This is a genomic window from Chitinophaga caseinilytica, assembly GCF_038396765.1.
GTDB lineage: Bacteria > Bacteroidota > Bacteroidia > Chitinophagales > Chitinophagaceae > Chitinophaga > Chitinophaga caseinilytica.
Genome location: NZ_CP150096.1, coordinates 3,591,756 through 3,609,652, shown reverse-complemented (window position 1 = coordinate 3,609,652; position 17,897 = coordinate 3,591,756). Strand labels below are relative to the sequence as shown.

Here is a 17,897-nt window from a genome sequence, read left to right as displayed (position 1 = left end):
CCAACTCCCAATAGATGATCGACGTAGAAAAACTCATCCTCGAATCCCGGCCCGTACGGTGGCTGACGCATAAAAGCAAAACACTGGTATTACCGGGGTTCGACGGCGCGCCCCTTTACGACGTCATCGTATTTTTCCTCAAGGAAACGGCGAAGGAAAGTCTTGTGGAAAGAGCCGCGGCCATTTCATTCAACTTCCTGCTGGCCATCCCGCCGTTTTTCATCTTCCTTTTCACGCTCGTTCCGTTCATTCCGCTGCAAAACGTGGAACCTACGCTGTACGACCTTGCGCAAACGATCACGCCGAATTACAACAGCTACATCATCGTGCGCGACATGATCCACGATTTCCTTTACACCCAGCGCAACACGCTGCTTTCCGTTGCATTCGTGCTCAGCTTTTATTACTCGTCGAACGGCGTGATGGGCATGCTACGGTCGTTCGATAAACTGCTGCCCGGGTTCCGGCAGCGCACCTGGTGGCAAACGCGGCTCACCGCGCTGAAGCTGACCATCTTCCTCGTTTTCCTCCTGCTGGCCACGGTGGTGCTCATCATCATGCAGGGCACGCTGCTGAAGAACGTGTTAGAATACATCGGCATCGACAACGAATATTCGCAGTTTTTGCTGCAGGTGGTGCGTTGGACGCTCATCGTGCTGCTTTTCTTTTCTATTATTTCGTTCATTTACCGGTTTGGGCCGGCGGTGCGGAAGAAGTGGAAATTCATTTCCGCGGGGTCTACTTTCGCTACCATCGCGATGATCGTGGTGACGCTGGGATTTTCTTTCTGGGTGAACAACTTCGCGCGGTACAACCAGATTTACGGTTCCATTGGTACCATCCTCGTGCTTATGCTGGTGGTGTATTTCAACTCATTTATCCTGCTGATCGGCTTCGAACTGAACACGAGTATCAGTACGTTGCGGGAGATAGCGGCGGAAAGGGAAAAGGAAGAATCGCCTGAGTTACAGGGACTTTCATAGTACCATCCGGAAAATAGGATGGATGGCTTCTGTTTGCCCTCGAAATACCTTAATTTCATATCAACCAAATTATGGAGGCCTATGAAAAAGCAGTTCTTTTTCCTCCTGTTGATTGCGGCTGCGGTGGTTTCATTCCGTTCGCCCGCTTTCCTTGACATCGGGGCGAAGTTGCCAAAAGCCGATGTGAAGATGAAGGATGTTTCCGGCAGGGAGTTGTCGCTGAACGATGCGAAAAAAGCCAACGGATTGCTGGTTATGTTTTCCTGCAATACTTGTCCGTACGTTATCCGCAACCAGGACCGTACCCGTGCCATCTGCCAGTTCGCGCAGAAGAACAATATCGGCGTGATCCTCGTCAATTCCAACGAAGCGGCCCGTACCAGCGGCGATTCTTTCGAAGCTATGCAGGCGTATGCGCGCCATCAATCGTATCAATGGCCATATGTCGTGGATAAAGACAACCAGGTGGCGGATGCGTTCAATGCAGACCGTACGCCCGAATGTTATTTGTTCGACAAGAGCGGCACACTCGTCTACAAAGGCGCGATCGACGATAATCCCGGCAGCGCGCCAGACGTAAAAGAGAAATACCTGCAAACCGCCATCCAGGCCATGGTTGCAGGAAAGCCCATCCCCAACCCTTCCACCGCCTCCGTAGGTTGCGGCATCAAGCGGAAAATGTAAATGCAATTGTTTCGACATAAACAAAGCCGCCCGGTCTGCCGGGCGGCTTTGTTGTTTTTTGCTACATTGCCGGAAAATCGATCCGAATGTTTATTAAATCCAAACAGCTCTACATCCTTATTGGTGATGATAGAACAGGCAAAACAACCCTTCAAAAGTTACTCATCAAAAAACTATGCGGACATGCATATGATCGCCTCCCCACAAATCTGATTTTTCCAATTACACACGCCGACATCAAACGGAAATATCAAACAGCCTCCTTTGGGAATAGAAGTTATCAGGAAAAAATTGGGGAATATGGGACCGTCGACAACTACTTTAACAACCATTTTCGGCCTGCCGATATCAGTTTCATTTCATCTCACCTGGTACTGGAAGATGTAGACGCCATGATCCGAAATGGCAGGGAAAGATTCTACAATGTGAACGGTGTATTCTTTTCCAATTCAATTACGCTGAATATGCCCGCCAATGCCAGTATTTCAGCGCTGGACTGGAATGAAAGGTTCGAAATTGAAAATACATGGTCGGATGTTGAAAACACAATATCAGATCAACTCAATACAATTGCCGACAGCATCGTTACTTTAATAATTAATCGTACCGGCGTATCCTGATATGCTTCAAATTAGCTATCATTAGTGAAAAGGCCAGCCTTTTCACTAATGATTTTCCTCCATTACTGCCCCACGAAGAACACGGCGTTGCCGAAAAGCAGCTTACCGTTTTCCCAGAAGGAGCGGAAGAGCGGGTTATCCGTCATCAGCACCACTTCGCCGGTGCCGATTTCCTTGACGCCGAATACGAGACCGTCGCGGAGGCGCTCCCGGGCCGTGGCGCCCACGAAACCGGTCAGGTAATCGTCGCCCTTGAGCGCGCCCACGTTCCAGCCATCGTCCTTGAAATACGCCAGCAACTGATCGTTCTGTTTCAGCGTATAGTAGTATTCAGGATAGCCGAACGCCAGCGGATGGGTTTTGTCCATATGCACTTTATAGATCGCGCCGGGGATAAATCCCGACACGCTTTCGCGCTCCCGGTTGGCGTAGGATTTTAAATTAATGTATGGGCTCTTGGCCGGTTTGTCGTCAGCTCCTTCCTTCTCTTCGTCCTTTTCCTTCTTCATGGCAATCCCCCACTCGCCTTCTGCCAGTTGCGCCACGGCATCTTCCATCACGATCAGGCGGCCGCCGGCGGATACCCAGTCTTTCAACCGGGAAGCCGTGTTTTTATCTTTCAACGCTTCATATCTGCCGTCGGGGATGATCAGCACATCGAGGTCTTTCCAGCTGGAACCGGGCAATGCCGCCACGGGCAACACCGTCAGCGGATATTCTATCTGTTCTTCGAAATAATGCCAGACTTCGCCCATTCCCAGGGACGACACGCCGTCTCCGGCGAGCACGCCAACTTTTGGCTTGCGGATGAAACGGATCTTGTCTGAGCCGAAATCAGCCCCTTTGTCTACGAACCCCGTTGGCACGCGGGTAACGTTCACGCCCATACGTGCGGCAATGGCAGGGATCGCATCCAGCGAGCTATTGCCTGATTTGGTGATGATCAGCGTACCCGCGGGATGGATTTTCCCTCCGATGGTGAACGGCGCCTCGGCATAGCGGACCCGCATGTTGCGGTTGAGCAGGGCGGCGAGGAATTTTACGTCCTTCATACTGTTCCAGGCGGCGAGGTAGGCGTACGTGGCACCCGCTGCCGGGGGGATCTCCGTTTTCTCCGGCGCATCCGAAACCGCAGGCTGCAACCGCGCCTTCACGGCGTAGGCGGGCAATCCATAGGCGTAAGGCATCGCCCAGGCGGTAATATCGTAAGTGACGCTGTCCGTCAGCCGTGCTACCGGCTCAAAAAGCACGCGCACCATCGTAGAGCGCGGCTGGTAGGCGCTCACCACCAGGTCACCTTTTTCGAGGGAAAAATTCTCCGTTTTACCGGTAAAATAATTGAAGCCATTACCGGCGGAGTTACCCGTCGCGAAGCCGTATTTAATATCGTTCCTACGCAGTGTTTCCACCAGCGACATGAGCTTTTCGGTATTCCCGCCACTCTTCACCACGAAAGTTTTGTATTCGCTAACCGGCTGCTGACGGGCATCCCGGAAGAATTTCCCGAATTCGTCCACCAGTTTTCCCGCTTGCGCCACGGAAACTTCAATGGTAGCGATCCCGGTCGTAAAGTGATGGTCTAACCGGTCTTTCAACCGCAGCGTATCGCCTTCGCGGTTGAGGATCGCCAGGCCGGCGCGGCCGCTTCCTCCCTGTTCGTACGTCATACCGATGGCGCCGTTGTAAGTGGGATAGGTATCGCCGTAGCTGGGATAGAACAGGTCGAACTGCTCTTTGGTAAAATACAGCCATCCGTTGGCATCGAAATATGTTGCGTTATGTTTCCCGATCTGCGTCTGGAAGGCGCGCTGCCATTCGGTTACAGCATCGTGCAGCGGTTCCGCCGCCGGCGCGAAATAATACGGCGCATCTACGCCCTGTTCATGAAAATCTACGTGTACCTGCGGCATCCAGCGGTTATATTGCGCCACGCGCTGCCGCGATTCCACCTGCGATTGCCAGGCCCAGTCGCGGTTCAGATCGAAATAATAGTGATTGGGGCGGCCACCGGGCCAGGGCTCCACGTGCTCCCGCGAGAAAGGCGTAGCGTCGGGGATGCGGGCGTGCACGGAATTGTAGAAGTTCACGTAGCGGTCGCGCCCATCCGGGTTGAGGCAGGGGTCGATGATGATCACCGCATTTTTCAGCAGTTCCTGGCGGTCGGTCAACAGCGAATGCGCCGTGCGCATGGCCGCTTCGGTAGACACGGCTTCGTTGCCATGCACGTTATAGCTCAGCCAGATGATGACGGGCTGGTCTTTCGTTGCGCCACCGTCCAGCAGCGCGAGGTTCCCTTTCCTGATATCTTCTATCCGCGCGATATTTTCCGGTGTAGACAGCACGGCCAGGATGAGGGGTCTCCCTTCGTAGGTTTGTCCGTACGTCTCGAGCCGTACCATTCGGTTGCCGTCGGCCAGCTTACGGAAATAATCTACCACTTTATGATGTGGCGTAAACCTCGTCCCCAGCGGGTATCCGAGGAATTCCGAGGGGGATTGCTGCGCCCGGGCGGCCAGCAGGGAAATAGTCAGGATAAAGGAGCAGAAAAAGGACTTCATATGGTCGTAGTATCCGGCTAAGATAGGGAAAAAGCGCATCGCGGTAGCGCGCCCCAACCCGGAAAATATCCGTATTTTGGGGTGAAACGCTCGAGACCTATGCGCATCTTTTTGTTCCCCCTGCTGCTGTTGACCTGTCTGGTTTCCGTGGCGCAGCAGCCCGGTCCATATCATTATTCCGTTCGTAAATACATGGAAGCGAAGCGGTTCGCCGTATCGAGTGCCCATCCGCTGGCCAGCGAGGCGGGTGCGCGGATCATGCGGGAAGGGGGCAATGCCGTGGATGCGGCCATTGCGGTGCAGCTGGCGCTGGCGGTCGTATATCCGGCGGCGGGGAACCTGGGCGGTGGGGGCTTTCTGGTGGCGCGGCTGGCCGACGGACGGAACATTTCGATCGACTACCGCGAGAAAGCCCCGGCCAGGGCGTACCGCGATATGTACCTGGATTCCGCCGGCAATCCGGTGGTGCGCCGGTCGCTGGACGGGCACCTGGCCGCGGGGGTACCCGGAACGGTAGCGGGGCTCGTGGCATCGCAGAAATATGGCAGGCTTCCCCTCTCCCGCCTCGCGGCGCCGGCTATCGAACTGGCGGAGAAAGGGTTCGTGATCACGGAGCGCGAGGCCGACGGGCTCAACCGTTTGCGGGAAGCATTTATCCAGCTGAACACGCGCCCCGTGGCGTTCGTGAAAGATGCGCCCTGGAAAGCGGGCGATACGTTGGTGCAGCGGGACCTCGCCGGCACCCTGCGCCGGATTGCGCGGAAAGGCATGAAAGGATTTTATGCCGGAGAAACCGCCAAACTCGTAGCCGCAGAAATGAAACGCGGCGGCGGGATCATCACCGAAAAAGATATGGCCGCCTATAAAGCGGCTTCCCGCAAACCCGTGGAATTCGATTTCCGCGGGCATACCGTCATCAGCATGCCCCTCCCCAGCAGCGGCGGCATCGGGCTGCAGCAAATGCTCGGCATGATGGATGCGACGCATCCGGAACAATTCGCGTTCCATAGCCCGGAAGCCGTTCAGCGCATGATCGAAGCGGAAAGACGGGCGTATGCCGACCGTGCCGAATTCCTCGGCGATCCAGACTTCGTGAAAGTACCGGTGGCGCAATTGACCGGCAACGCCTATCTCCGGCAGCGCATGGCAGACTTCACACCCGGCAAACCCACGCCCAGCAAAGACATCAAAGCCGGCGGCCCCTTCGAAAGCATGGAAACCACCCACCTCAGCGTGGTAGACGCCGAAGGTAATGCCGTGGCCGTCACCACCACACTGAACGGCGGTTACGGCAGCAAAGTTGTGGTGGGCGGCGCGGGGTTCCTGCTCAACAACGAGATGGACGATTTCTCCGTGAAGCCCGGCGCGCCCAACATGTACGGCCTGCTCGGCACCGAAGCCAACGCCATCGCGCCGGGAAAGCGCATGCTCAGCTCCATGACGCCCACCATCGTGCTGAAAAACGGGAAGCCGTACCTGGTGACCGGCACGCCGGGAGGCTCCACCATCATCACATCCATGTTCCAGACTATCGTTAACGACATCGTATACGGCCTCGATGCGAAAACCAACGTCAACGCACCCAAATTCCATCACCAATGGTGGCCGGAAGATGTGATGGTGGAAAGGGAATTCCCGGAAGCCACGCGCGCCGCACTGGAGAAAATGGGATATAAACTGAAAACCGGCGGCCCCTGGAGCCGGACGGAACTCATCCGCATCGAAAACGGGAAGATCGAAGCGGTAGGCGATTGGCGGGGAGACGACAGCGTGGCCGGTGAATAAATTCGTACATTTAATCTTCCATCAAAAAGATCAAACCGTATGAGACTTTACCTGGACAGTGCGAAGAAACGACTGCTCTCCTACAAGGAACTCGCCGAGAAAACCTTCCGGCAGCTGAGCGATCAGCAGATCCACTGGCAGCCTGCGGGCCAGCCCAACAATATTTATATCATCGTCAAACATATGAGCGGGAATATGCTGTCGCGCTTCACGGATTTCCTCACCAGCGACGGGGAAAAACCCTGGCGCCAGCGCGACGCCGAGTTCATCGACGATGCGCCAGACGCTACCATGGCCGATTTGCTGGATATGTGGAATAAGGGATGGGATTGCCTGATCAGCGCCATCGACAGCCTTTCAGAAGAAGACCTCGGCAAAACGGTCTACATCCGCACCGAACCGCATACCGTGATGGACGCCCTCAATCGCCAGCTTTCCCATTATCCGTACCACGTGGGCCAGATCGTGTATCTCGGCAAGATCATGCGGGCAGAAGGATGGGACAGTTTATCCATTCCCGTGGGGCGGTCGCAACAATTCAACGACGAAAAAGCCGCCGGCAAATGAAGATACCCATCCTGTTCCTATCGGCCGCGATAGCGCTCGCCGCCTGCAATTCCGGTAAAACGAACGCCCTGCTGCAACACAAGAAATGGAAAGTCTACGACGTGACCGTTCCCGCGGGAAGTTCGTATAACCATGTGCAGGCTTCGCAGGCCAAAGACCTGAAAGACGGATATTACAGCGACGCTTACTACCAGTTTCTCGACAACGACCTGTTCATCGCCACCATCGGCGGCGTGCCCGACAGCGGGAAGTATTCCCTGCTCAGCAACGGCAAGATCATTTCGGTGACGGGCGCCAACGGATCGCGCGGGTCTGAGCATTTGGTGGAGGTGGTGAAATTGACGGATACGGAATTCGATATGAAAGTGACGACCGGCGAATATTATTTCGTGCTCCACACCCGGAAACAGTAACATGATCAAGATAACAGACAGTATGCCCGGCAGGACGGTCGTTTGCGACGGCCGTGAAATGCTGTTCTTCTCCGGGTTTTCATACCTGGGGATGCACACGTCTCCCGTTTTCCGGCAATTGCTGGCGGAAGGACAGGAACGCTTCGGCAGCGTGTACCCCAGCAGCCGCATCGGCAACCTGCAACTGCGGCTGTACGAGGAGCTGGAACATGCGCTGGCGGTGCATACCGGCCAACAGGCGGCGGCCTGCTTCTCATCGGGCTACCTTTCCGCCCAGGCGGCCGTTACCTATGCCGTCACCAAAGGAACGCCGTTGTATGCGCCCGGCGCGCACCCTGCGTTGCGGTTCCCCGGCGCGGCGGTGACTTCCGGGAATTGGGAGGACTGGCTGGATACGACGGTGGACATGCTCAACCGCGAGCCCGACCACACTTACGTGCTCATCAGTGACGCGGTGGACCCGTTGCGCGGCGAAGTGCATGATTTCAGTGCATTGGCGCGCCTGGAGCGCAAAACTCTCGTCCTGATCGACGATTCGCACGGGATAGGTGTGTTGGGGGTGCGGGGTGAAGGGATTTCGGGGATGTTGCCCATATCGGAGAACGCGCATTACCTGATCACCGCATCGCTGGCGAAGGCGTACAGCCTGGAAGGGGGCATGGTGGCGGGGCACGCGGCAGATATCGCCGCCATCCGCAGGTTACCGCTTTTCACAGCCAGCACGCCGATCATTCCTGCGAACGCGTTCGCCTGGCTGAAGGCCGAGCACGCTTTCTCGGACGCCCGCAAACTGCTCCGCGGCAATATTACCGCACTGGAACGGCTGACCGGCGCCATCGATGAACTGCCGCATCCCCACGAACTGCCCATGTTCGTGCTGGAAGACCCGTCGGAAGCGGTGTACAGCTGGCTGCTGTCCCGCGATTCGCTCATTTCCTCCTTCGCCTATCCCGATCCGCAGGGCGACCGTATCAACCGGATCATCCTGTCGGCCCTTCATACACCGGACGATCTCGAAATGATCGCCGCCCAGCTCCTTCAATATTATTCCCGTACTTAAATGCTCCGCTTCATGTTCAAAAAAACGTTCGCCGTCATCGCATCCCTCTGCCTCACGATCCCTGCTTTTGCCCAACAAACGCTGCTGTACAGGATTTCAGGCAACGGCCTCTCCCAGCCGTCGTACCTCTACGGCACCGTCCACCTTATCTGCGAGCGGGATTTCAAAATGCCCGCCGGACTGGAAAAAGCCGTCAAAACCACCCAATCGCTCTACCTCGAAGTAGATATGGACGATCCGAATCTCATACTGGCCATGGCACCGCTGCTGCAAAGCAACGAACCGGGCTATTCCCTTTCCGACGCCTTTACCCCGGCAGATTTCAAGAAGCTGGACCGTTTCATGAGCGACAGCCTGGGCATGGACCTCGTCAACTTTAAAAAGATGAAGCCCATGGTGTTGCTCAGCGTGATCCTTCCCAAAATGCTGGAATGCAAAACTTCCGTTTCCTACGAACAGAAGCTCATGGAACTGGCCAAAGGCGCCGGCAAGCCGGTGGAAGGGCTGGAAGAAATCGCCGACCAGATAGCTGTGTTCGACAACATGCCCGACTCGCTGGAGGCGCGGATGATCATGGACTATATAAATGACATTCCCAAACAGAAGGCGATTTTCAGCCGGCTGATCGCCAATTACAAGAAAGGCGATGTGGCCGCGTTGCACCAGATGCTGGGGGAATCGCCCGAATTCAAGGGATATGAAGACGTGCTCGTGTACAACCGCAACCGCAACTGGATCCCCGTGATGGACAAGGCCATGCGGCAGAACGGGGCACTTTTTGCCGTGGGGGCCATGCACCTGGGCGGTGAAAAAGGTGTGATCAGTCTGCTGAAAAAGAAGGGTTTTAAGGTAGAACCGGTGAAATAAATAATTGATTATCAAATAAATTGAAAGCCGTTTTCGTAGGAAGACGGCTTTTTTCTTTGTACAGCAGAGGAAGCGCGATTCGTCAACCGCAAACCGGTTTCATCATGTAAAACAGGCTGTTGGTGTATCGAATTTTTAGTCCGGCGGGCGCCGGTATAAGTTTGCATCATCAAATTCAGTGTATGCAAACCTTTTTAACCGCTATCATTTCAGCAACTATTCTTTCCGCAGCTCCTTCCGCCTATGCGCAGCAAAAGAAAGACTCCATCCCTGCTCCTTCCGTCAAGCAGCTCAAGACCCATGAGGTCACCAGCACCACGCCCCCTGTTACCATGCAGGGCGGCACCATGATCGTGAACGTCGGGAAGTCGGTAACCGCAGCGGGCTCCAATGCCTGGGACGTGGTCACCAAATCTCCCGGCGTCATCACAGACAATAACAACAATCTCCAGCTCAACGGCAAGCCCGTGACCGTTTACCTGGACGGGCGGCCGGCGCGCCTCAGCGGGGAAGACCTCAAAACCCTCCTCGCCTCCACCGCAGGCAGCAACATCGACAAAATCGAGCTGATGAGCATGCCCAGCGGTAAATATGACGCGCAGGACGGTGCCATCATCAACATCAAAATGTTCAAACCCAAAGACCTCGGCACCAACGGCAATGTGACGCTGACCGGCGGCTTCGGGCGCTACCTGCGCACCACCGAGGGCATCACCCTGAACCATCGCAGCAAAGGCGTGAACCTGTATGGCGGTTACGATCATAACTACGCCAGAACGTTCACCCACAATACCAACGACCGCCTGTATACCGACGGATACGTGCTCACCGAAAGCGATTACAACCGCGAAAACAAGAATACGCACAACGTGCGCGCCGGTGCCGACTTCGATCTGTCCAAAACCTCCTCCGCTGGTGTGCTCGTGAAAAGCATGTTCAACCGCCGCACCCGGCTGGGCGATAACTACACCACCCTCCCGGACTCCATTTTCCGCCAGGGCGCCACGGGTACGCAGCGCCTCGTCAACCCCAGCGTGAACGCGTACTTCCGTACCGCCAGCGCCAAAAACAAGAACGAACTGACCATCAACGCCGACTACTTCAATCACCGGAAAGACTGGGACGACCAGTTTTCCGGCCAATACCACGCCTATGTGACGGAAGCGCCCATCGGCAGCTCCACCCACATCCGCAACTTTACCGAATCCGCCATCGACCTGTATTCCCTCAGCGCGGATTATACCCAACAGTTCAAAGCGTTCAAGCTGGAAGCGGGATTGAAGACCACCTTCACCGAAACCGACAACAACATGCATTGGGAAACGATGCAAAGCGGCAAATGGGAAAACGACCCCAGCAAAACGAACCACTTCATATATAAGGAAAACGTGAACGCAGCATATGCCGGCGCCACCAAAACCATCAAGAAATGGACGTTCAGCGCCATGCTGCGGATGGAGCACACCAATGCGAAAGGGAACAGTCTGACCATGGACCAAAAGTTCTCCCGCGACTACGTGCAGCTGTTCCCCAGCGCGTCTGCCTCCTACGCCATGGACCAGATGAACCAGTTCAGCTTCAGCTACCGCAGGAGCATCAACCGTTTCGGGTTCGACATCGTGAATCCTTTCATCACCTACGTGAACGCATACTCGCTCCGCCAGGGCAACCCCAACATCAAGCCCATGCTTTCGCAGGCCGTACAGGGCACCTGGAGCCACAAATACCAGCTGTTCACCACCGTGGCGTTTACCCGGATGACCGACAACCTGAGCATGACCTTCCGCCAGGACCCCGTCACCAAAGTGCAGATCATGAGCTTCGACAACCAGACCAATTTCAACCTGGCATATGCGAACGTGGTGTGGGTGAAGCCTTTCACCCCCAAGATCCGCTCCACCTTTACCGTTACCGGCCTGTACCTGGGTATTAATACCAAACTGGACGGTGTCGATTACAAGAAGAACAGCGTGACGGCCTTCGCCAATATCCAGAACTCCTTCACGCTGCCCAAGGGCTTCACGGCAGAGGTGAACGGCAACCTGCGCGGGCCTATCATGGCGGGTTACGCCGTCCTGAAAACACAGGGCAACGTAGACCTGGGGCTGAGCAAAGCCATCATGAAAGGAAACGGCTCCCTGAAACTGGCGGCGGTAGACATCTTCAACACGAACCAGATGCGATACAAAGTGCAATATTCATCCATCAATAACCTGGGCAGGATGAACATGGACACGCGCGCCGTGAACCTGACGTTCAACTACAAATTCGGTAACTCGAACGTAAAAGCCGCGAAAGCGCGGAAAAACAGCATCGAGACCGAATCCGGACGAACATCCTCGCAACAGGGCTTTTAACCATTTAACCAGGAAGCCCCCGCATGGGGGCTTTCTCGTCTTATTTTCAGTATTTTTGAACGAAAGCATACCTTCTTGCACATGTTAATGGACAAAACCAGCCGATTTTTTATAAGTGAATGGAAAAGGATCCTGACGCTGTTCTCCATCGCCCTCGTCTGGAACATCATCACCTTCCTTTTCATTTACACCCTCGACCCCGACCTCACGGCGAACGCATACGAACGCTTCGGGGGCACGTGGATCACCATTTTCCGGTCGGTCGTAGAGTTCACCATTACTTACTATGTGCTTATTTTCCTCGCCTGGCTGCCGGGCTTGCAGGATAACCGGTGGGGGCGCTTCGTGGCGGTGGTCGCCATCCTCTTTGCCGTTAAATTCGGGTATTCCATGCTCTACGAATACGCCAAAACGGTGTATGAAGTGAATGGCCGGTCGGACAAAGTGACCAAATTCATGACGGCCAACAAAATGTTCGTTTTTTCCCTCACGCAGATATTCACCTACCTGTTCAACCTCGCCATTACCTTCGTGGTGGCCGTTTTCATGCATTTCAGCCGTCGGGAGAAATTGCAGAAGGAACTGGAAAAGCAGAAGATGGACGCGGAGCTCAGCGCCATCAAGTACCAGATCAACCCGCATTTCCTGTTCAATTCGCTGAGTTTTATTTATAGCAAAACGGTGCCCCTCAGCGAGGAGGTATCCAACGCCGTACTGCTGCTTTCGGACATTATGCGGTATGCTTTGGGGAAGGAAGAAGACGCCGAGGGAAAGGTAGCCCTTACCAAGGAGATCACCCATATGAAAAACGTGATCGGCATCAACCAGATGCGGTTCAACAACAAGCTCAGCATTCAATACAGCGAGCAACTCGAAAATCCCGGTGCGCGCATCGCCCCGCTCATCCTCATCACCCTCGTGGAAAACGCGTTCAAGCACGGCGACCTCCTCGACCCCGCCAACCCCCTCGTTGTCCGCACCGAAGCAGACGACCAGCGCATCCGGTTTTATATCGGCAACAAAAAGAAACAGGGGCCCAAGGAGCTTTCCACCAGCATCGGCCTCAACAACGTGCGCCAGCGGCTGCAATTGACGTACCAGGGAAACTACAGCTTCACCATCAACGAAACGGAACATTTCTATACCGCCGAACTGATCATTCAACTGCATAAAAAATGATTAACTGCATTATCATCGACGACGAGCAGCACGCCATCGACCTGCTGACGCATCACATCCGCCAAACGCCTTTCCTCAACCTCCTCTATTCCACCACCGACCCGCTGGAAGGCTTGCAGGTATTGCATCAGCACAAAGTAGACCTTATTTTCCTGGACGTTCAGATGCCCTCCATGACGGGGATCGATTTCATCAAGGCCATCAACGGCAAATGCAAAGTGATCCTCACCACCGCCTACAGTGAATATGCCATGGAAGGTTTCGAGAACGAAGTAGTGGATTACCTCCTGAAGCCCATCTCCTTCGCGCGGTTCATCAAAGGCGCCCAGCGGGCATTGACCCTCATCCAGCCCGCAACACCGCCCGTTAAAGAAGACAGCGATTTCATTTTCGTGAAAACCGAACAAAAAGGAAAACTTATCAAGATCAATATCCGCGATATAATTTTCATCGAAGGATTGAAAAACTACGTGAAGATCCACATCCGGAACGGCGAAAAGATCATCGCCCTGCTGAACATGAAAGACCTGGAAGAACGGCTTCCCGCCGCCGATTTCGTGCGCACCCACAAATCGTTCCTCCTCGCCACCGGCTCCATCCGGATGATCGAAGGGAACACTGTCCACCTCGACAATACCGACGAAAAAGTGCCCGTAGGCGACACCTACCGCGAAACGTTCATGAACCTCATGAAAGACAAAATCATGACCAACAAGAAATAACGCATTCCGGGCCACGGAAAATTGAATCCCGGCGGCCCTTTTCATCCGATATTGCTAAACGAACGGCTAAAACGGCGGCTCCCGGCATGGGTGGCGCCGTTTTTTATATGCAAACCGGATATTATATTTGTTTATCCCCGGCGCTGGCAGCATGGCGCCCCGGCTCAACCAAATCCCATTTCAATTTTAGCTATGAAGAAGACCTTACTACCCGTACTCCTCTGCTGTACCGTGGCGGCTTTCGCCCAAACCCCGGAACAGTGGAAATCCATCAGCACCGAAATTGACCCCACGGCCAAAACGGCGATCGACGAGATCGTCCGCCGCATCGGCGACAAGCGCGTGGTGGCGATCGGAGAAGAAACCCACGGCACCGCCGACTACTACAAATTCCGGTACGCCCTTACCCGCAAACTCATCGAAGAAAAAGGCTTCACCGTGTTCGTCCTCGAAAACCCGCACGAAGACATGGCCAGCCTCCAGGCCGGCCTCGGCAAAGCGCCCCTGGACACCCTCATGCGGCGGCATTTGTTCGAGATCTACCAGTCGGCCGAGATGAAGGAATTCCTCCAATGGCTGCAGGCATCTCCCCAGGGGAAAAAGTGAAGCTGGCCGGCTGCGACGACAGCTTCCGGGAAGTGACGCCGAACCTGCTGCAGGAGCGCCTGTCGAAATACAACAACACACTGCTCAACGAGCTCCTGGCCGATTACGCACTGCGCGGCAGCATGCGGGCTCCCCAGTATTATGCCCTCCCCGGTAAGCAACGCGTGGTGAATTCCGGCAAATACAACGGGGCTTACGACTATTTCGCGGAAACATATAGCGTTGTGGACAGGATCGACAGCATTTACCGCACCCTTCCGGAAAAAGACGAGCTGGCGGAAGACCTCATCTTCCACGCCCGAAGCACCTTCGCCATGGCGCCCGCTGCGCTGCGCGACGTGTATATGTCCAGGGATTCGCTCATGGCGGCCCGGATCAACCATTACGCGAAAAGAGCCGGCGCCAAAGTGATCGTTTGGGCGCATAACGCGCATGTCGCTAAAAAACCGGTGATCGAAGATATCGGGCGGATGGGCCAGGAGCTCCAGATCGCCCATTCCGGCCAGTTCATCAACATCGGCCTGAACTCGGGCGACGGCAGTAGCTATTCCTACATTAAAGTCCGCAACATCAACGCAGACCACAACTTCCGCGACCCCATCTTCCAAAAAGAGCTCCTGCCGCTGAAAGCAGACTCCTGGAACGCGGCGATGCAGGCGTATACGAAGCAAAGCGTGTTGTTCGATTTCAGCCGGGCGAAACCGGCAGACAAATCCGCTTTCGAAACACCGAAACCCTATCGTTTCGTAGGCTACGGCATAGAAAAAAGCGAGGACGATTCCTACTTCAAATCGGCGCCGGCGCTGCTGTACGACCTGGTGGTATTTATTCCCGTCACCCAACATACTAAACCGATATTCTGATGATCAAAAGAGCCGTCGTTTCCATATGCTGCCTGCTCATGCTGCAGCAGGCGGTTGCACAGCCGGTGATGGACAGCACCGGTATATCCCGCAAGGCGCTGGAGTATTATCTCTCGCGGGCCGTTACCATGGCGGAGTTCCTGGCGGTGGACCCATACGGCAACGACGGCCCTTATCCCAACAAGGAAGACGACATCCGGCTCATCCGGAACATCGGCGCCAAGTTCATCGGCCGGGCCATTTACCGCTGGGGCCACGAAACCGATCTCGGCAACGCGGATTTCCTCGCCAAAGCGCAGGCCCTCATGCGCAGGGTACATGCCAACGATCCGGAAGTCATTTTCCAGGCGGCGGTGTTCGAAGCCATTTCCCGGCAAACCGACAGTCTTACCGTACCGGAATGGACGTTCCAGGCGATGGGGCTGCCCGTCGAGCACCGGCGTTTCCGGTATGCGGACATGCTCAATACCAACGGCAAGTTCGTGGACCACTGGGGCAAAGGCAGGAGCGTTCCCGATATTACGCGCACCGAATCGCAGCTCTGGCTCATGTTCCTCTGCGGAACGTATATCCGTTTGGGTTGTGAGGCGCTGCACATGGGCCAGGTGAATCTGATGGCCATGGCCGACCGTGACTGGGCGGCGTGGGACGGGTTCCTGCAAAAGTTAAGGGCATTCGCGCGGAAGGGATCGCGCCGCGGATGGGTACTGCTGGATGCGCATACACCGCATGGCGGAATGGTGGCGGGCGGCAGGAGCCTGCTGGATTTCAACTCCTTTCCCCTGCGCATCAAGCCGGTAGTGGACAAGCCGCAGCAAGGGGTGCTGCAGGTGGGTTACCTGGACGCGCTGTACGGCCGCAGCAAGGGCTGTGTTACGCCGTCGGGCTGGCAGTGCGCCTCCCTGCCCTATCTCGTTGAGTTCGATAATTTCGGGATCAGTCGCACCCCGGGGGTGGCCGATACCACTTCCCATTACATCTGGGGGTACGACGAGATATCCTGGTTTTACCTTCAACCCGAATCTTACCGCAACCAGTGGCTGCGATATGCGTATGACTGGCTAAAAAAGACCGACAGCAACGGGTTTCTGCAAATGCCCATCGCGCGGGTGGTTACGATTGAACGGGGGAAGGGCATGATCCGCAACCGCGGTAATACGCGTTCGCCGCAATGCCCGGACGGGTTGAATGTAGAGGAAACCGTCCGCCGGATCTGGCGTACGCGCTAAGCTGCGATCGCCCACAATCCCCAGGCCGCCAATGCAGCCGCGACGGTGTTGAGAAAATTGACGGCGTCGTTTTTGATCACGCCATTCCTTTCCAGCGTTGCTCCCAGCACGGAATCCGCGAAGTTACCCATTGTTCCGGCGACTACAACGATCCAAAAGCCGGTCCACGAGCCGGTAAACAATACGAAGATACATCCGATCACTGCCGACGCGGCGATGCCGAAAAGCGTTCCTTCGCGGCTGACCACGCCATCGCGCCCATTTTCGTCTTTCCCGAAAGTCAGGATATTATAGAACCGCCGTCCATACAGCGTTCCCAGCTCGGAAGATACCGTGTCCGCCGCTGCGGAAGCCATGGTGGCGGCCAACATGAGCGGGTAAGGAATGCCGGCGGATGGTGCGGCCACGATCAGCAAACATATGAGTGCCGCCGCGCCGCCGTTGGCGAATACCTGTCCGGCGTTCCGGCGTTGCTGGGCTTCTCCCGTGAGCGCCTTGCGGGATTTGCCGTGCGCCGTGGCGAGGGTGCCCATCGCAAAGAAAGCGATCAGCATGCCCAGGCCGAGGTAACCGGCGCCGGTGAATACGATGATCCCCGTGAACCAGGCTGCGACCGTGGCAGGCGGGGTCAGTTTCCCGAGGCGGAAAGCAGCCGCGGCGCCGGCGCCCAGGGCGAGGATAACAAGGAGGTATTCGAGCATGGAGGCAAAGGTAATTTTTTATGCACGCATGCGGACAGGCCTTATTCAAAAAAAGAACGGGCGGTATCGCTACCGCCCGTTTCGTCTATGGTTGATGGTCAGGGTTTAGATCAGGGATAGAATGCTTTCCAGGTAATCCTCCAGTTGCCGGGCCGGAATATTTTGAATCGCACGGCGGCGAACATATCGTAATGATCGTCTTTGCCGAACGTAGCGCCGGGCACCCACCATTCGAACTCGCGGTCCTGGGTGTTGAAGGGATATGATACGTCGTATTCCAGGCGGTCGTCGAATTTGCGGTAGGCGAAGGTGAAATCCTCCATGCGCTTGCCTTTCTGTTTGCTGCCTTCGGGGAACAGTTTCGGGTTGAGCACCTGCCCTTCCGGCGAAATGAACTTGAAGGTGATGGTGTTGCCTTCACCCAGGTATTCTACTTTCTGGAACTGGATATTGACAGAGTCGAAGTAAGGCGCGCAGTTGTCCCAATCGTAGTCTGCACAAACGATCCAGGCATAGTCATCACGGTACTCATAGTCTGCCCCTTTCACCACTTTCACTTCGAGAGCGTTGGTGATGACCCGGGAGCCGGCGCCGTTGGTGACTTTCACGTCGATGAAATAGGTGCAGGAATCCATTTCGTAGCTTTCCTTGCGGAAGATGATGCGGCCGTCGTTCTTGTTGATCTCGAACACGGGGCGTTTTA

17 protein-coding genes are annotated in these 17,897 nt (G+C 55.5%); 14 read left to right on the top strand and 3 right to left on the bottom strand.

Features of this window, described 5'->3' with window-relative positions; genetic code table 11:
* Positions 1–14: 14 nt before the first annotated feature.
* The 3 genes from WJU22_RS14700 (at position 15) to WJU22_RS14690 (ending at position 2,287) form a co-directional block, all read left to right on the top strand.
* Entirely contained in the window at positions 15–983 is a 969-nt protein-coding gene (locus WJU22_RS14700; protein ID WP_341838939.1) for a YihY/virulence factor BrkB family protein, read from the top strand.
* An 81-nt stretch (positions 984–1,064) separates the two neighbouring features.
* Positions 1,065–1,667 (top strand): thioredoxin family protein, encoded by a 603-nt coding sequence (locus WJU22_RS14695; RefSeq protein ID WP_341838938.1) that lies wholly within the window; start codon positions 1,065–1,067, stop codon positions 1,665–1,667.
* A gap of 86 nt (positions 1,668–1,753) precedes the next feature.
* On the top strand, positions 1,754–2,287 hold the full coding sequence (locus WJU22_RS14690; RefSeq protein WP_341838937.1) for a hypothetical protein: 534 nt from the start codon (positions 1,754–1,756) through the stop codon (positions 2,285–2,287).
* Positions 2,288–2,349: 62 nt separating this feature from the next.
* On the opposite strand, the gene WJU22_RS14685 is transcribed toward WJU22_RS14690, so the two are convergent.
* On the bottom strand, positions 2,350–4,845 hold the full coding sequence (locus tag WJU22_RS14685) for a M14 family metallopeptidase (RefSeq protein WP_341838936.1): 2,496 nt from the start codon (positions 4,843–4,845) through the stop codon (positions 2,350–2,352).
* 99 nt (positions 4,846–4,944) lie between these two features.
* Between WJU22_RS14685 and ggt the strand changes: the two genes are divergently transcribed.
* The 11 genes from ggt to WJU22_RS14630 all read left to right on the top strand — a co-directional run bounded on the left by ggt (position 4,945) and on the right by WJU22_RS14630 (position 16,493).
* Complete coding sequence (gene ggt / locus WJU22_RS14680; RefSeq protein ID WP_341838935.1) at positions 4,945–6,630, top strand: gamma-glutamyltransferase; 1,686 nt, start codon at positions 4,945–4,947, stop codon at positions 6,628–6,630.
* A 39-nt stretch (positions 6,631–6,669) separates the two neighbouring features.
* Positions 6,670–7,197, top strand: a complete 528-nt coding sequence (locus WJU22_RS14675) for a DUF1572 family protein (protein ID WP_341838934.1) — start codon at positions 6,670–6,672, stop codon at positions 7,195–7,197.
* Positions 7,194–7,610, top strand: coding sequence for a hypothetical protein (locus tag WJU22_RS14670; protein WP_341838933.1), 417 nt, complete (start codon positions 7,194–7,196; stop codon positions 7,608–7,610). Before WJU22_RS14675 ends, WJU22_RS14670 begins: the two co-directional genes overlap by 4 nt.
* Before the next feature lies 1 nt (position 7,611).
* A complete protein-coding gene (locus tag WJU22_RS14665; RefSeq protein ID WP_341838932.1) occupies positions 7,612–8,670 on the top strand; it encodes an aminotransferase class I/II-fold pyridoxal phosphate-dependent enzyme in 1,059 nt (352 codons plus the stop codon).
* A 12-nt stretch (positions 8,671–8,682) separates the two neighbouring features.
* Positions 8,683–9,537, top strand: coding sequence for a TraB/GumN family protein (locus tag WJU22_RS14660; protein ID WP_341838931.1), 855 nt, complete (start codon positions 8,683–8,685; stop codon positions 9,535–9,537).
* A 182-nt stretch (positions 9,538–9,719) separates the two neighbouring features.
* Complete coding sequence (locus tag WJU22_RS14655; protein ID WP_341838930.1) at positions 9,720–11,894, top strand: outer membrane beta-barrel family protein; 2,175 nt, start codon at positions 9,720–9,722, stop codon at positions 11,892–11,894.
* Positions 11,895–11,975: 81 nt separating this feature from the next.
* The gene (locus tag WJU22_RS14650) at positions 11,976–13,073 is read left to right on the top strand and encodes a sensor histidine kinase (protein WP_341838929.1); all 1,098 of its coding nucleotides are present in this window, start codon (positions 11,976–11,978) and stop codon (positions 13,071–13,073) included.
* On the top strand, positions 13,070–13,795 hold the full coding sequence (locus WJU22_RS14645; protein ID WP_341838928.1) for a LytTR family DNA-binding domain-containing protein: 726 nt from the start codon (positions 13,070–13,072) through the stop codon (positions 13,793–13,795). The genes WJU22_RS14650 and WJU22_RS14645 overlap by 4 nt, the downstream gene beginning before the upstream one ends.
* Positions 13,796–13,987: 192 nt before the next feature.
* On the top strand, positions 13,988–14,401 hold the full coding sequence (locus WJU22_RS14640; RefSeq protein ID WP_341838927.1) for a hypothetical protein: 414 nt from the start codon (positions 13,988–13,990) through the stop codon (positions 14,399–14,401).
* Entirely contained in the window at positions 14,368–15,264 is an 897-nt protein-coding gene (locus WJU22_RS14635) for an erythromycin esterase family protein (RefSeq protein ID WP_341838926.1), read from the top strand. The genes WJU22_RS14640 and WJU22_RS14635 overlap by 34 nt, the downstream gene beginning before the upstream one ends.
* Complete coding sequence (locus tag WJU22_RS14630; protein ID WP_341838925.1) at positions 15,264–16,493, top strand: hypothetical protein; 1,230 nt, start codon at positions 15,264–15,266, stop codon at positions 16,491–16,493. The genes WJU22_RS14635 and WJU22_RS14630 overlap by 1 nt, the downstream gene beginning before the upstream one ends.
* On the opposite strand, the gene WJU22_RS14625 is transcribed toward WJU22_RS14630, so the two are convergent.
* A complete protein-coding gene (locus tag WJU22_RS14625) occupies positions 16,490–17,194 on the bottom strand; it encodes a DUF92 domain-containing protein (protein ID WP_341838924.1) in 705 nt (234 codons plus the stop codon). The two genes, WJU22_RS14630 and WJU22_RS14625, sit on opposite strands and share 4 nt — an antisense overlap.
* Before the next feature lie 110 nt (positions 17,195–17,304).
* The gene (locus tag WJU22_RS14620) at positions 17,305–17,886 is read right to left on the bottom strand and encodes a hypothetical protein (RefSeq protein WP_341838923.1); all 582 of its coding nucleotides are present in this window, start codon (positions 17,884–17,886) and stop codon (positions 17,305–17,307) included.
* Positions 17,887–17,897: the final 11 nt, after the last annotated feature.